Origin of the sequence: Pseudomonas sp. BF-R-19, from assembly GCF_019956445.1 — a bacterium.
GTDB lineage: Bacteria > Pseudomonadota > Gammaproteobacteria > Pseudomonadales > Pseudomonadaceae > Aquipseudomonas > Aquipseudomonas fluorescens_BH.
Genome location: NZ_JAHBDN010000037.1, coordinates 69,197 through 82,485, shown reverse-complemented (window position 1 = coordinate 82,485; position 13,289 = coordinate 69,197). Strand labels below are relative to the sequence as shown.

Genomic DNA, 13,289 nt, shown 5'->3' with positions numbered 1-13,289 from the left:
CAAGTTACCAACAGAGTTATCCACAGCTTATTCCCTTTTGTACGGATGCTCATAACGATCAAGGATGATCCATGTCGCTGTCTGCCGTTACACCGGTCTCCCCCGCGGAACTGGAAGCTCGTTTACGTCTGCATCGTTTGCCGGAACTGGGTCCTGCACGGTTCAAGAAGCTGCTTGAAGCCTTTGGCTCGGCGTCCAAAGCGATCAGCGCACCGGCCGGTGCCTGGCGCGCGCTGGGTTTGCCACTGGCCTGTTCCGAGGCCAGGCGTAGCACTGGGATCCGTGACGGCGCCAGTCATGCATTGGCCTGGCTGGAGCATCCGGCCCAGCATTTACTGATGTGGGACCAACCGGACTACCCTGCCCTGCTGGCACAAATCAGCGATGCACCACCGCTGTTATTTGTTGCGGGCGATCCGGGCATTCTGGAAAAACCACAACTGGCGATGGTCGGCAGCCGCCGCGCGTCCCGACCGGGGATGGACACCGCTGCCGCGTTTTCCCGCAGCCTGGCGGGTGCCGGTTTTGTCATTACCAGCGGCCTGGCCCTGGGCATTGACGCTGCCGCGCACCAGGCCGCGCTCGACGTCGGCGGGCAAACGGTCGGTGTGCTCGGTACGGGGCTCGAGAAGTTTTATCCACAGCGAAACAGACGCCTGGCGGACGCCATGATCGCTTCGGGCAGCGCAGTGCTTTCGGAGTTTCCGCTGGATGCAGGCCCCAGCGCCGGCAACTTCCCCCGGCGCAACCGGATCATCAGTGGTTTGTCTCTCGGGGTGCTGGTGGTCGAAGCCAGTGTCGCCAGCGGATCATTGATCACCGCGAGGCTGGCGGCGGAACAGGGGCGCGAGGTGTTTGCGATGCCCGGGTCGATCCATCACCCCGGCGCCCGCGGCTGTCATCAGTTGATCCGGGACGGTGCGGTGCTGGTGGAAACCATCGAACATATCCTCGAAGCCTTGCGCGGCTGGCAACGACTGTCGTTATCCACAGAAACCTGCACTTCTGCACCGACTCACCCTCTGTTGAAGTTGCTGCATGCCGCACCTCACACCAGTGAAGCGCTGGCAGACGCAAGCGGCTGGGCCCTGCCGAAAGTGCTCGCGGCGTTGACGGAACTGGAAATGGATGGCCGCGCCGTGTGCGAAAGCGGGCGCTGGTTTGCGCGGGTGAGCTAGGTTTTATAAACAAGATCGGTAAACTGCGCAGAGCCTTAGTCTGGAGTGTTTTTCATGGTCAACAGTTGGCGTGTGCAACAAGCCGCGCAAGCAATTCGCGCCGGGGCGGTGATTGCCTACCCAACCGAAGCAGTCTGGGGCCTGGGTTGCGACCCTTGGGACGAGGAAGCGGTGGAGCGTCTGCTGCTGATCAAGGGCCGGTCTGTGGATAAGGGGCTGATTCTGGTCGCCGACAATATCCGTCAGTTCGATTTCCTTTTCGAAGACTTCCCTGAGTTGTGGATGGACCGCATGGCCAGCACCTGGCCGGGTCCGAACACCTGGTTGGTGCCGCACCAGAACCTGCTGCCGGAGTGGATTACCGGCGTGCATGAAACCGTGGCGCTGCGAGTCAGCGATCACCCACTGGTGCGGGACTTGTGTGCGCTGGTCGGGCCGCTGGTGTCGACGTCGGCCAACCCGCAGGGGCGCCCGGCGGCACGTACGCGGATTCGCGTCGAGCAGTACTTCCGTGGCCAGGTGGATCTGGTGCTGGGTGGCAATCTGGGCGGGCGCAAGAACCCGAGCGTGATTCGCGATCTGGCGACCGGCAAGGTTTTGCGCCCGGACTGATAGCGCATTGAGGCCATTCGCGAGCAAGCCCGCTCCCACATTTAATCTGTGTCGAACATAAATTCTGTGTTCACTGGAGATCTATTGTGGGAGCGGGCTTGCTCGCGAAGAGGCCCTAACAGTCAGCGAAAATCTCAGGGCAACAACACCACCGAGCCCGTCGTGCGCCGCGCCGACAACTCGGTCTGCGCCTTCGCCGCGTCAGCCAGTGGATAACGCTGGCTGATGTCCACGGTCAGCTTGCCGCCGATGATCATCTCGAACAGCTCGTCGGCCATGCGTTGCAGGTTCTCGGCGTTGTTCGCATAAGTGCCCAGGGTTGGCCGGGTCACGTACAGCGAGCCTTTCCCTGCCAGGATCCCCAGGTTCACACCGTCGACCGCGCCGGACGCATTGCCGAAACTCACCACCAGCCCACGCGGCGCGACACAGTCGAGTGAAGTCAGCCAGGTGTCCTTGCCAACGCCGTCGTACACCACCGGGACTTTTTTGCCATCGGTCAATTCCAGCACGCGCTGAGCGACGTTTTCGTGGCTGTAGTCGATGGTCGCCCAGGCACCGTTGGCCTTGGCCAGCGCGGCTTTCTCCGCCGAGCTGACGGTGCCGATCAACTTGACGCCCAAGGCTCTGGCCCATTGGCAGGCCAGGGAACCGACCCCACCGGCTGCGGCATGGAACAGGATGGTTTCGCCACCCTTGAGTTCATAAGTCTGACGCAGCAGGTACTGCACAGTCAGGCCCTTGAGCATCACGCCGGCGGCCTGTTCGAAGCTGATGGCGTCCGGCAGTTTCACCAGATTGGCCTCGGGCAAGACGTGAACATCGCTGTAGGCGCCCAGAGGGCCGCTGCCATAGGCCACGCGTTCGCCGATCTTGAAACGGGTCACGTCGCTGCCCACCGCCTCGACCACGCCTGCACCTTCTGAGCCGACACCCGACGGCAGGGACGGCGGCGGGTACAGGCCGCTGCGGTAATAGGTGTCGATGAAGTTCAGGCCGATGGCCTTGTTGGTCACGCGCACTTCCTTTGGACCTGGCTCGGCGGGTTGGTAATCCACATATTCGAGTACTTCGGGGCCGCCATGGGCGCGGAACTGGATACGCTTTGCCATCAGAACTCTCCATAGGTCGTTTTACCAAGCACCCTATCGGACTCCTAAGCTTGATCTTCGTCAACTGCGAAGGGGTAACTTGCGATGTTATGCTACGCGCCCATTTGCGCAGGCAGAGCTCCAACGGAGCGCCGCGTTGTTTTGCCCGATTCAAGGTGATGACATGACGACCCGCACCGAGGCCGTAAAAGCCTACCTGCTCGACCTGCAAGACCGTATTTGCGCCGCCCTGGAAGCCGAAGACGGTGGCACGCAATTCGTCGAAGACGCCTGGACCAGGCCGGCCGGCGGTGGCGGTCGCACCCGTGTGATTGAAAACGGCGCGGTGATTGAAAAGGGTGGCGTCAACTTTTCCCATGTCTTTGGCAGCGGTCTCCCGCCCTCCGCCAGCGCTCATCGACCGGAACTGGCGGGCCGTGGCTTCGAAGCCTTGGGCGTGTCGCTGGTGATTCACCCGCACAACCCCCATGTGCCGACTTCCCACGCCAACGTGCGCTTTTTCATCGCTGAAAAAGAAGGTGAAGAACCGGTCTGGTGGTTTGGTGGCGGCTTCGACCTGACCCCGTATTACGGCAACGAAGAAGACTGCATCCACTGGCACCGCGTCGCCGAGCAGGCCTGTGCGCCATTCGGCCCGGATGTTTACCCGCGTTACAAGGCCTGGTGCGATAGCTACTTCCACATCAAGCATCGTCACGAGCCGCGTGGCATCGGCGGGTTGTTTTTCGACGACCTGAACGAGTGGGACTTCGACACCAGTTTCGCCTTCATGCGCGCCATCGGCGACGCGTACATCGACGCTTATCTGCCGATCGTGCAGCGCCGCAAAAACGATGCGTTCACCGCCCAGCAGCGTGAGTTCCAGGAATTCCGCCGTGGCCGCTACGTTGAATTCAACCTGGTCTATGACCGCGGCACGCTGTTCGGCCTGCAATCGGGTGGGCGTACGGAGTCGATCTTGATGTCGCTGCCACCGCAAGTGCGCTGGGGTTACGACTGGAAGGCTACGCCTGGCAGCGAAGAAGCGCGCCTGACCGAGTACTTCCTGCAAGACCGCGATTGGTTGGCCGAAGCCTGAACGAGGAATACTGATGGACCGTTATGTCGTATTCGGTAATCCGATTGGCCACAGCAAGTCGCCGTTGATCCATCGCCTGTTCGCCGAGCAGACCGCGCAAAAGCTGGACTACAACACGCTGCTGGCGCCACTCGACGACTTTTCCACCTGTGCCCGGACGTTTTTCCTCGAGGGACGCGGCGCCAACGTAACGGTGCCATTCAAGGAAGAAGCCTATCGGCTGGCGAACAGCCTGACGGCGCGGGCGCAACGGGCGGGAGCGGTGAACACCCTGAGCAAACTGGCCGACGGCAGTCTGCTGGGCGACAACACCGACGGCGCCGGGTTGGTGCGCGACCTGACGGTCAACGCCGGGTTCAGCCTCAAGGGCAAACGCATCCTGCTGCTCGGTGCCGGCGGCGCGGTGCGCGGTGCTTTGGAGCCGTTGCTGGCCGAGCAGCCGGCATCGGTGATCATCGCCAACCGCACGGTGGAAAAGGCCGAGTTGCTGGCGGAACTGTTCTGCGATCTGGGGCCGGTCTCGGCCAGCGGCTACGACTGGTTGCAGGAGTCGGTGGACCTGATCATCAACGCGACGTCGGCGAGCCTGACCGGCGATGTGCCGCCGATTGCGCCCAGCCTGATCGAACCGGGCAAAACGGTGTGCTACGACATGATGTATGGCAAGGAACCGACTTCGTTCTGCCGCTGGGCCAGCGAACACGGGGCGGCGGTGGCGATGGATGGCTTGGGGATGCTGGCCGAGCAAGCGGCGGAGGCGTTCTTCCTGTGGCGCGGAGTGCGTCCGGAGACGGCGCCGGTGTTGGCTGAACTTCGCCGGCAGTTGGCCATATAACCTACTGTAGGAGCGAGCTTGCTCGCGAAAAACCTGAGGGCGCTGTTGGGCATCTGGTTTTGCGCGTAATCGTTCACGACCTTCGCGAGCTCGTTCGCTCCTACAGAGAGCGGTGTTTCAGTCTTCAAACCGGATCGGGCACTTCTCAGCCCCTTCCAGCTTCCTCAGCTCTTCCACCACCTGCGGCCGGGCTCGGCGCAAGGTCAGGCTGCGGTCCTGGCGAAGCAGCCGTCGCGCCTCCTGATGCAGCATTTCCACTCCTGAATAGTCGATGAAGTTGATCTGCTGCGCCTCGATCACCACGCGCGCGCCGTGCATGCGTTGCAGGCGCACTTGCAGGTAATGGCTGGCGCCGAAAAAGATCGAGCCGCCCACCCGCAGAATGTCTTCCTCGCCATCCCGCACATGCTGCACCCGTGGTTGCGATGTGCGCTTGAGGTAGAAAAAAAGCGAGGCCAACACGCCGGCGTAGATCGCGGTTTGCAATTCCAGCAGCAGCGTGGCGACGCAGGTCAGCGCCATGACCACGAATTCGGCGCGGCTGACCCGCAACAACGCGCGAATGCCGCGATGGTCCACCAGCCCCCAGGCGATCAACAGAATGCTGCCGGCCATGGCTGGAATCGGGATGTGCGCGATCAGGCTCGCGCCGAAGATCGCAAACAACGCGACCCACAATGCCGAAAAAATCCCCGCGAGTGGCGAACAGGCCCCCGCTTCATAGCTCAAGCCTGAGCGAGTGAAAGAGCCGGCTGACAGCGATCCGGAAAAAAACGCACCGACGATGTTCGACAGGCCCTGGGCGCGGACTTCCTGGTTGGCGTCGAGTAATTGCTGAGAGCGTGCGGAGATCGAGCGGGCAATCGACAGGCTGGTGACCAGCCCGAGCATGCCCACTGCCACGGCGCTGGGTAGCAGGCGCAGGATCAGATCGAGGTCCAGCGGCAACGGACTGAAGGGCGGCAGTTTGCCAGTGAAGGCGCTGACCAGTTGCACATGGCCGAACATTGATGGCCAGAGCCAAACCAGCAAACCGCCGAGAATCAGGGTGATCAAGAGCGTCGGCCAGCGTGGCAACCACAGCTTGAGGATCACGCCCACCACCACCGTCGCCAGCCCCAGCGCCAGCGAAGGTTTGTCCATTTCGCCGAGATGGCGCAACAACGTGATGAAACTGTCCAGCGCGGTGGCCTGGTTGGGCAAGTCCAGCCCCAGCAGGTTAGGCAATTGACCGATGGCAATCACCACGGCGGCACCCAGGGTGAAGCCGAGTACCACTGAGTGAGAGACGAAATTAACCAGGGCGCCAAACCGCAGCAAACCCAGCAGCCACTGAAAGAGGCCGGCAAGAAACGTCAGCAACAGGATCAACATGACGTAGTCCTGTGACGCTGGAACGGCCAGAGGACTGACGCTGGCGTACAGGACAATGGAAATGGCTGCCGTAGGACCGCAGATCAAATGCCACGAAGAACCCCACAGGCAAGCGATCAATACCGGGATGATTGCCGCGTACAGGCCGTATTCCGGAGGCAGGCCGGCAATCAGTGCGTAGGCAATGGATTGCGGCAACGCGAGGATCGCACCGCTGAGGCCAACGATCAGGTCACGACCGACACTGGCGCGGGTTTGCCGGGGTAGCCAGGTGAGGAAAGGGAAGAGTGAATGGCGGCTGGGCAGGGCCATGGGGCCTCTCGGGTGGGGTTTTTGCGCAAGGGTAGCAGGACATGACCTGTGGGAGCGGGCTTGCTCGCGAATGCGTAGTGTCAGTCGACATAAATGCCGGATCTGATGGCCCCTTCGCGAGCAAGCCCGCTCCCACATGGGTTCTAAAGCTTGGCTTTGACCGCCGGCAACGCATCCTTGCCATCCACGGTCTTCACCCCATCGAGCCACTTGTCCAGCACCGCCGGGTTGGCCTTGATCCACGCCTTTGCCGCGTCGGCATTGCTGACTTTCTTGTTCACCACCTCGGCCATGATGCTGTTCTCCATGTCCTGGGTGAAGCTCAGGTTGGTCAGCAGTTTGCCGACGTTCGGGCAGGCCTGTGCATAACCTTTGCGGGTCAGGGTATGCACGCTGCCGGTGTCACCGAAGTATTTCTCGCCACCCTTTAGATAGTGCATTTTCAGCTGCACGTTCATCGGGTGCGGGGTCCAGCCGAGGAAGGTCACGAATTTCTGTTTTTTCACTGCACGGGACACTTCCGCCAGCATTGCCTGCTCGCTGGACTCGACCAGTTTCCACTGGCCCATGTCGAAATCGTTTTTCTTGATGATTTCTTGCAGCGAGATATTAGCCGGGGCGCCGGAGCCGATGCCGTAGATCTTGTGGTCGAACTTGTCGGCATATTTGTTCAGGTCGGCAAAGTTATGCACACCCGCGTCCCACACGTAGTCCGGAACGGCGAGGGTGAATTCGGTGCCGTCGAGGTTCTTCGCCAGTTGCGTGACATCGCCGTTGGCGACGAACTTGTCATAGAAACCCTGCTGCGCCGGCATCCAGTTACCCAGGAACACATCGACCTGGCCATCCTTGAGCCCGCCAAAGGTGATCGGTACTGCGAGGGTGTCGACCTTGGCCTTGTAGCCCATGCCGTCCAGCAGAAACCCGGTGATGGCATTGGTCGCGGCGATGTCGCTCCAGCCCGGGTCGGCCATTTTCACGGTCTCGCAACTCTGATCGGCAAACGCCGATGCACTGCCCAGAGTCAGGAGCCCGACCGTCAGTACTGTGGATAACCTTTGCATGGACTTCCCCTTAACATTATTGGTTTTGGCAGGGTTGTGGATAACGTGCTTTACGTTCCAGATCGTCGAGGTCGATGTGGTTGCGCATGTACTGCTGACTGGCGTCTACCAGCGGCTGGTGATCCCAGCTCTTCAGCTTGCCGAGGGTCAGCGCCTCGGCCACGAAGCGCCGGCGACGCTGGCTGGCGAGCACCTGCTGGTGAATCGCCGGAATGTTCCATTTGGCCCGCGCTTCGGCGAGAAAATCGTCGAACAGCTGGCGATGTTGCGGTGAATGGCTGAGTTCCTCCAGTTCGCGAGGGTCATTCTGTACATCGAAGAGTAGGCAAGGGTCGTCTTCGCTGTAGATGAACTTGTAGGCACCGCGGCGGATCATCATCAACGGGCTGACGGTGCCTTCGGCCATGTATTCGCCGAACACTTCGTCGTGGCCACCCTGCCCTTGCAGGTGCGGGACCAGCGAGCGGCCGTCCAGCGGCAAGCCCGGTTCCAGCGAGCCGCCGGCCAGTTCGACGAAGGTCGGCAACAGGTCCGCCGTGGAAACACTGGCGCTGACCCGGCTGGCGCCGAATTGCCCCGGTGCGCTGATCAGCAACGGCACCCGTGCGGCCATTTCATACCAGTGCATTTTGTACCAGAGGCCGCGCTCGCCGAGCATGTCGCCGTGATCACCGGAAAACACGATGATGGTGTTCTCGATCAGCCCGGTATCCTCGAGGGTTTGCAGGAGTTTGCCGACGTTGCTGTCGATATAGCTGCATGCGCCGAAATAGGCACGGCGGGCATCGCGGATCTTATCCACAGGCAGCGGTTTGTCCCACAGGTCGTAGACCTTGAGCAGACGTTGCGAGTGCGGATCGAGGGCATGCGGGGCCGGGGTTGTAGGCAGCGGAATGTCGGCATCGTCGTACAAATCCCAGAAAGCCTTGGGAATGGTGTACGGATCGTGTGGGTGAGTCATCGAAACGGTCAGGCAGAACGGCTGGTCACCATCCTCGCGGATATGGTCGAACAGGTATTGCTGGGCCTTGAACACCACCTCTTCGTCAAAATCCAGCTGATTGGTGCGCACGCACGGGCCGGCTTGCAGCACCGACGACATGTTGTGATACCAGGTCGGGCGCACGTCCGGTTCATCCCAGTTCACCGCCCAGCCATAGTCAGCCGGATAGATGTCACTGGTCAGGCGTTCTTCGTAGCCATGCAGCTGGTCCGGGCCGCAGAAATGCATCTTGCCCGACAGGGCGGTGCGGTAGCCGAGGCGGCGCAGGTAGTGGGCGTAGGTCGGCACGTCGGCGGGGAAATCGGCGGCGTTGTCGTAGGCGCCGATCTTGCTCGGCAACTGGCCGCTGACCAGGGTGAAACGCGACGGCGCGCACAATGGGCTGTTGCAATAAGCCGAGTCGAACACCACGCCTTGTGCGGCGAGGCGGCTGAGATGAGGCAGTTTGATGGGCGATGGGCCGTAGAACGGCAACATTGGCGCGGCCATTTGATCGGCCATGATGAAAAGAATGTTCTTGCGCTTCATGTGATCGCGGCATTCCATAGTGGATGTTTATGCGAGAGTGCTGGCTTCGAGAATGAAACCCCAGCACCTTGCGGTAAAGCCCATGCACGGCAATGACTAGGATAAGTACAGCTTATGTATGACGCCCTTGGTGACCTGTCACTGGATCTGCTTCGCGCCTTCGAATCGGCGGCCCGTCAGCGCAGCTTTACCGCGGCGGCGGTTGAGCTGGGCACCACGCAACCGGCCATCAGCCAGCAGATCAAGCGCCTGGAAGAACAACTGGCGACACGCCTGTTCGACCGCATTTATCGTGGAATCGAACTGACTGAGGCTGGGCAGATTCTTTTCGAGCAGGTTCAGCTCGGATTGCAGAATATCGACGCAGGATTGAGCGCAATCAGCGCACAGCAACAGCATGAAGTGCTGCAGGTGGCCACGGATTTTGCCTTCGCCGCCTATTGGTTGATGCCGCGTCTGCACCGCTTTCACGCGGCCAATCCGCAGGTGGATGTCAGTCTGGTCACCAGTGAACGCAGCCATAACATGCTACGTACCGATATCGATGTGGCGGTACTGTTCGGCGACGGCCGCTTCAAACAGGGTGAGAGCCATTGGCTGTTCAGCGAAGAAGTGTTTCCGGTGTGCAGCCCGCAGTTGTTGAGCGAGCGTCCACTGCCCTTGCCGGCCCAGGCATTGCTGGAGTTTCCGTTGCTGCACCTGCGTGGGGAACACAGCAGTAACTGGTTCGACTGGAGTGGTGTGTTCCGCGAGCTGGGCATCACCTCGCCCCCGGCGCCCGGGCAGTTGCGCTTCGACAATTACACTTTGTTGATTCAGGCCGCGATTGGCGGCCAGGGCGTGGCTATTGGTTGGCGGCACCTTGTGGATAACTTGCTGGCGCAAGGGTTGTTGTGTCGACCGATCGGTGAAACGGTGATGTCGAGGCTGGGTTACTACGTGGTTCTGCCCCAGCGCAAACGACGTGGAGCATTGATCCAGCAGTTTGTGGATTGGTTGATGGCCGAACAGGCCAGCAGTGCGCAATCGCTCAACGGCCTGACGCTGCCGTCCATTGCGGTTTAGCTGTCGGTGGCGATGAAGTTGACGTGCTCTCGGATGTGCAGGTTCAAGTGCAATTCATCGGCAATGCCCACGGCAGTGCGGGCCAGCCGTCCGAGCGGTTCGGCCAGCCCCGGCTCGAGGTTGCCACCGATCTGGGCAAAATGTTCGATGGTCAGCCCCGCTACCCCGCGCGGTTCGTTAACCAGCGTCCACTTCAAAGGACTGCTTTGCAGTGCCTCGCGGATTTCCTCGGCGGCGTGACGTTGCAAGCTGTCCTCGGCTTCCGGATCGTCCAGCACGTCGAAATCACCCACCAGAAACAATCGGGCGATGTTTGCTGCCTGCATGCCATCGATCAGCGCATCCACTGCCAGCACCTGTTCGACCGGGCCGGGCACGATGGTTTTTTCCACGTGTTCGCTGTTGAACGGCAAACCTGGAGCGTCCAGTAAGCAGATGACCACGGAACTGCCGGCCACACTCTGCTTGACCCGTTGCGCGTCGAACAGGTCGCCAGTCTTGGTGCGCAGCCCCGGACGGGGTGTCAGCGCATTGAGGTCATCGAGAATCGCGATCACTTCATGCTGGCGCCGCAGCATTTCAGCCATCAGCGCACTGCCCAGGCTACTCATGGCACCATAAAGCACCACTTTCACGACGGGGGTTTCGGCATTTTTCATGGCTGGGCTTCCTGTTTTCCAGCGCCTATATGATGTTTGACCCGCAGGAACCGGCGAGGGTTCGAACAGTTTTCAGAGGGGTTCAGATGCAGCAGATCACGGGTTACCACGCCCACGTTTATTTCGATGCCAGCACGATCGGGCAGGCGCGGGCCTTGTGTGAACAGGCTGCGCAATTGTTTCCACTGAAAATGGGCCGTGTGCACGAGCGCCCGGTCGGCCCGCACCCGGACTGGAGCTGCCAGTTGGCGTTCGAGCCGCAGGTGCTGGGCGACGTGCTGCCGTGGCTGGCGCTCAACCGCAAGGGGCTGGTGGTGTTTCTGCACCCGGACACCGGCGACGATCTGCTCGACCACACCGAGCACGCGATCTGGATGGGCGCTATTCGTCCGCTGGACCTGACTGTTTTTTGATCAGAGTGTTTCTTCGGTCTCGCCCGGCAAATGTTCGTCCAGGTGCAGCCATGGCAAGCGGCTGTCGGTCCAGATGTGCCGCTCGGCCGGTGCTTGCTCGGGATGGTCGAGGGTGGCGATGGTCAGGTCGATGCTTTCCGGGCTCAGCTGCGTCACCAGCGCCGTTTGCGCCCCACAGTGGCCGCAGAAATATCGCGCGCAGGTCGATGAAGAATCGTACCGCGACGGTGTCCCGGCCAGCCATTGAAAGGCCGATGCCGGCACGGTGATCCAGGTGGTCACGATGCCGCCGCTGACCCGTCGGCAAATCGCGCAATGGCAGTGGGCGATATCGTGCAGCGGCCCGCTGAATTGATAGCGCAACTGCCCGCAGTGGCAGCCGCCGGTGTGAATTTTGTTCATGGCATTCCTCCTGATGCGTAGTTACCGACGAAGGCCGTAACTCGGTTCACCTCCCTGCCCCAGTCCGACGACCGGTTGTACTTCCGGTCAACGCTTTCATTCTCGAAAGCTGGCTGAAAGCTTCCCCGATTAGGATCGCCCCCACTGCCGGCAACAGACCGGTTGGCCAATGCCAGCGTTTTATCGCTCGCACAGCCCATTTAACAACAACAATGGTGATTCTGATGTCCTCTTCTACCCGCCGCTTCGCTGCAACTCCGCCCGTACGTCTCGTGCTTCCCGTTCTGCGCTGATCCCGCCCGATCCGCCCATTCCCTAGCCGCGCTACGCCTGGAGTATTCCCATGCTGACTTTCCTTGGCTTCGCCATGGTCATCACGTTCATGTTCCTGATCATGACCAAGCGCCTGTCCGCGCTGATCGCCCTGATCATCATTCCAATCATATTTGCCCTTTTCGGCGGTTTTTCGCCGAAGATAGGCCCGATGATGCTCGAGGGCATCACCAAGCTTGCGCCGACCGGCGTGATGCTGATGTTCGCTATCTTGTACTTCGCCCTGATGATCGACTCCGGCCTGTTCGACCCGGCCGTGCGCAAGATCCTCAAACTGGTCAAGGGCGACCCGCTGAAAGTTTCGGTCGGAACCGCCGTACTGGCGCTCGTCGTTTCCCTCGATGGTGACGGCGCGACCACTTACATGATCTGCGTGGCCGCCATGCTGCCGCTCTACAGCCGTATCGGCATGAGCCCGCGGATCATGGCCGGCCTGATCATCCTCGCCGGTGGCGTAATGAACATGACCCCGTGGGGTGGCCCTACCGCCCGTGCGGCCAGTGCGCTGCATGTGGATCCGTCCGACATCTTCGTACCGATGATTCCCGCGATGCTGGCCGGTGTGGTGGCGATCCTGGTCATTGCCTACTTCTACGGCAAGCGTGAACGTGCACGCCTGGGTGAACTGCACCTGGTGGGCGATGAAATCGACCACAGTGAAATCAGCGTTTCGCAGTTCCCGGATGCCCGTCGTCCGAAGCTGATCTGGTTCAACGGCGCCCTGACCCTGGCCCTGATGTGCACCCTGATCGCCGGCCTGCTGCCTTTGCCGGTACTGTTCATGGTGGCGTTCAGTATCGCCATGATCGTCAACTATCCTTGCCTGCAACAACAGAAGGATCGTGTCGCGGCTCACGCCGGTAGCGTGCTGGCGGTGGTCGGGTTGATCTTTGCGGCCGGTATCTTCACCGGTATCCTGACCGGCACCGGGATGGTCGACGCCATGTCGAAAAGCCTGTTGGCGGTGATTCCGGATTTCCTCGGCCCGTACCTGGCTGTGATCACGGCGCTGGTAAGCATGCCGTTCACTTTCTTCATGTCGAACGATGCATTTTATTACGGCGTGTTACCGGTACTTGCCGAGGCCGCCAGCCATTACGGTATAACCGCGGTGGAAATGGCACGTGCCTCGATCGTCGGTCAGCCCGTCCACCTGTTGAGCCCGCTGGTTCCATCGACCTACCTGTTGGTGGCCCTGGCCGGCATCGATTTCGGTGACCACCAGCGCTTCACTCTCAAGTGGGCAGTGCTGGTTTGTATCTGCATACTGATTGCTGCGCTGCTGTTGGGGACTTTCCCGGTGTTCAGCACTCTATAAGCC

At 60.8% G+C, this 13,289-nt stretch carries 13 protein-coding genes; 7 read left to right on the top strand and 6 right to left on the bottom strand.

Annotation, left to right across the window (positions count from 1 at the left end):
• The first annotated feature begins 71 nt into the window (after positions 1 to 71).
• The gene (dprA, locus tag KGB28_RS06525; protein WP_223443595.1) at positions 72 to 1,178 is read left to right on the top strand and encodes a DNA-processing protein DprA; all 1,107 of its coding nucleotides are present in this window, start codon (positions 72 to 74) and stop codon (positions 1,176 to 1,178) included.
• Positions 1,179 to 1,232: 54 nt separating this feature from the next.
• Positions 1,233 to 1,790, top strand: a complete 558-nt coding sequence (locus tag KGB28_RS06520) for an L-threonylcarbamoyladenylate synthase (RefSeq protein ID WP_223443592.1) — start codon at positions 1,233 to 1,235, stop codon at positions 1,788 to 1,790.
• 134 nt (positions 1,791 to 1,924) lie between these two features.
• Here KGB28_RS06520 and KGB28_RS06515 read toward each other — a convergent pair whose 3' ends face one another.
• Positions 1,925 to 2,902, bottom strand: a complete 978-nt coding sequence (locus KGB28_RS06515; protein ID WP_223443589.1) for an NADPH:quinone reductase — start codon at positions 2,900 to 2,902, stop codon at positions 1,925 to 1,927.
• 163 nt (positions 2,903 to 3,065) lie between these two features.
• Between KGB28_RS06515 and hemF the strand changes: the two genes are divergently transcribed.
• Complete coding sequence (gene hemF, locus KGB28_RS06510; protein WP_150728134.1) at positions 3,066 to 3,980, top strand: oxygen-dependent coproporphyrinogen oxidase; 915 nt, start codon at positions 3,066 to 3,068, stop codon at positions 3,978 to 3,980.
• Between the two features lie 13 nt (positions 3,981 to 3,993).
• On the top strand, positions 3,994 to 4,815 hold the full coding sequence (aroE, locus tag KGB28_RS06505) for a shikimate dehydrogenase (protein WP_223443586.1): 822 nt from the start codon (positions 3,994 to 3,996) through the stop codon (positions 4,813 to 4,815).
• A 117-nt stretch (positions 4,816 to 4,932) separates the two neighbouring features.
• Here the strand turns inward: aroE and KGB28_RS06500 are convergent, their stop codons facing one another.
• The 3 genes from KGB28_RS06500 to betC form a co-directional block, all read right to left on the bottom strand.
• Positions 4,933 to 6,501, bottom strand: a complete 1,569-nt coding sequence (locus KGB28_RS06500) for a SulP family inorganic anion transporter (protein WP_223443583.1) — start codon at positions 6,499 to 6,501, stop codon at positions 4,933 to 4,935.
• A 143-nt stretch (positions 6,502 to 6,644) separates the two neighbouring features.
• The gene (choX, locus tag KGB28_RS06495; protein ID WP_223443581.1) at positions 6,645 to 7,565 is read right to left on the bottom strand and encodes a choline ABC transporter substrate-binding protein; all 921 of its coding nucleotides are present in this window, start codon (positions 7,563 to 7,565) and stop codon (positions 6,645 to 6,647) included.
• 16 nt (positions 7,566 to 7,581) lie between these two features.
• Positions 7,582 to 9,096 (bottom strand): choline-sulfatase, encoded by a 1,515-nt coding sequence (gene betC, locus KGB28_RS06490; protein WP_223443579.1) that lies wholly within the window; start codon positions 9,094 to 9,096, stop codon positions 7,582 to 7,584.
• A 114-nt stretch (positions 9,097 to 9,210) separates the two neighbouring features.
• Here betC and KGB28_RS06485 point away from each other — a divergent pair, with 114 nt between their 5' ends.
• Positions 9,211 to 10,161 (top strand): choline sulfate utilization transcriptional regulator, encoded by a 951-nt coding sequence (locus KGB28_RS06485; protein WP_223443577.1) that lies wholly within the window; start codon positions 9,211 to 9,213, stop codon positions 10,159 to 10,161.
• Here the strand turns inward: KGB28_RS06485 and KGB28_RS06480 are convergent.
• The gene (locus tag KGB28_RS06480) at positions 10,158 to 10,820 is read right to left on the bottom strand and encodes an NAD(P)-dependent oxidoreductase (RefSeq protein WP_223443575.1); all 663 of its coding nucleotides are present in this window, start codon (positions 10,818 to 10,820) and stop codon (positions 10,158 to 10,160) included. The genes KGB28_RS06485 and KGB28_RS06480 overlap by 4 nt on opposite strands.
• 86 nt (positions 10,821 to 10,906) lie before the next feature.
• Here KGB28_RS06480 and KGB28_RS06475 point away from each other — a divergent pair, with 86 nt between their 5' ends.
• Positions 10,907 to 11,233, top strand: coding sequence for a DOPA 4,5-dioxygenase family protein (locus KGB28_RS06475; RefSeq protein WP_150753754.1), 327 nt, complete (start codon positions 10,907 to 10,909; stop codon positions 11,231 to 11,233).
• On the opposite strand, the gene KGB28_RS06470 is transcribed toward KGB28_RS06475, so the two are convergent.
• Complete coding sequence (locus tag KGB28_RS06470; RefSeq protein WP_223443573.1) at positions 11,234 to 11,635, bottom strand: GFA family protein; 402 nt, start codon at positions 11,633 to 11,635, stop codon at positions 11,234 to 11,236.
• A 343-nt stretch (positions 11,636 to 11,978) separates the two neighbouring features.
• Between KGB28_RS06470 and KGB28_RS06465 the strand changes: the two genes are divergently transcribed.
• The gene (locus KGB28_RS06465) at positions 11,979 to 13,286 is read left to right on the top strand and encodes a CitMHS family transporter (protein WP_008045759.1); all 1,308 of its coding nucleotides are present in this window, start codon (positions 11,979 to 11,981) and stop codon (positions 13,284 to 13,286) included.
• Positions 13,287 to 13,289 lie beyond the last annotated feature (3 nt).

Excerpts from the sequence above, each read along its gene's own strand:
- dprA (WP_223443595.1), top strand. The coding sequence starts at position 72 with ATGTCGCTGTCTGCCGTTACACCGGTCTCCCCCGCGGAACTGGAAGCT.
- KGB28_RS06520 (WP_223443592.1), top strand. The coding sequence starts at position 1,233 with ATGGTCAACAGTTGGCGTGTGCAACAAGCCGCGCAAGCAATTCGCGCC.
- KGB28_RS06515 (WP_223443589.1), bottom strand. The coding sequence starts at position 2,902 with ATGGCAAAGCGTATCCAGTTCCGCGCCCATGGCGGCCCCGAAGTACTC.
- hemF (WP_150728134.1), top strand. The coding sequence starts at position 3,066 with ATGACGACCCGCACCGAGGCCGTAAAAGCCTACCTGCTCGACCTGCAA.
- aroE (WP_223443586.1), top strand. The coding sequence starts at position 3,994 with ATGGACCGTTATGTCGTATTCGGTAATCCGATTGGCCACAGCAAGTCG.
- KGB28_RS06500 (WP_223443583.1), bottom strand. The coding sequence starts at position 6,501 with ATGGCCCTGCCCAGCCGCCATTCACTCTTCCCTTTCCTCACCTGGCTA.
- choX (WP_223443581.1), bottom strand. The coding sequence starts at position 7,565 with ATGCAAAGGTTATCCACAGTACTGACGGTCGGGCTCCTGACTCTGGGC.
- betC (WP_223443579.1), bottom strand. The coding sequence starts at position 9,096 with ATGAAGCGCAAGAACATTCTTTTCATCATGGCCGATCAAATGGCCGCG.
- KGB28_RS06485 (WP_223443577.1), top strand. The coding sequence starts at position 9,211 with ATGTATGACGCCCTTGGTGACCTGTCACTGGATCTGCTTCGCGCCTTC.
- KGB28_RS06480 (WP_223443575.1), bottom strand. The coding sequence starts at position 10,820 with ATGAAAAATGCCGAAACCCCCGTCGTGAAAGTGGTGCTTTATGGTGCC.
- KGB28_RS06475 (WP_150753754.1), top strand. The coding sequence starts at position 10,907 with ATGCAGCAGATCACGGGTTACCACGCCCACGTTTATTTCGATGCCAGC.
- KGB28_RS06470 (WP_223443573.1), bottom strand. The coding sequence starts at position 11,635 with ATGAACAAAATTCACACCGGCGGCTGCCACTGCGGGCAGTTGCGCTAT.
- KGB28_RS06465 (WP_008045759.1), top strand. The coding sequence starts at position 11,979 with ATGCTGACTTTCCTTGGCTTCGCCATGGTCATCACGTTCATGTTCCTG.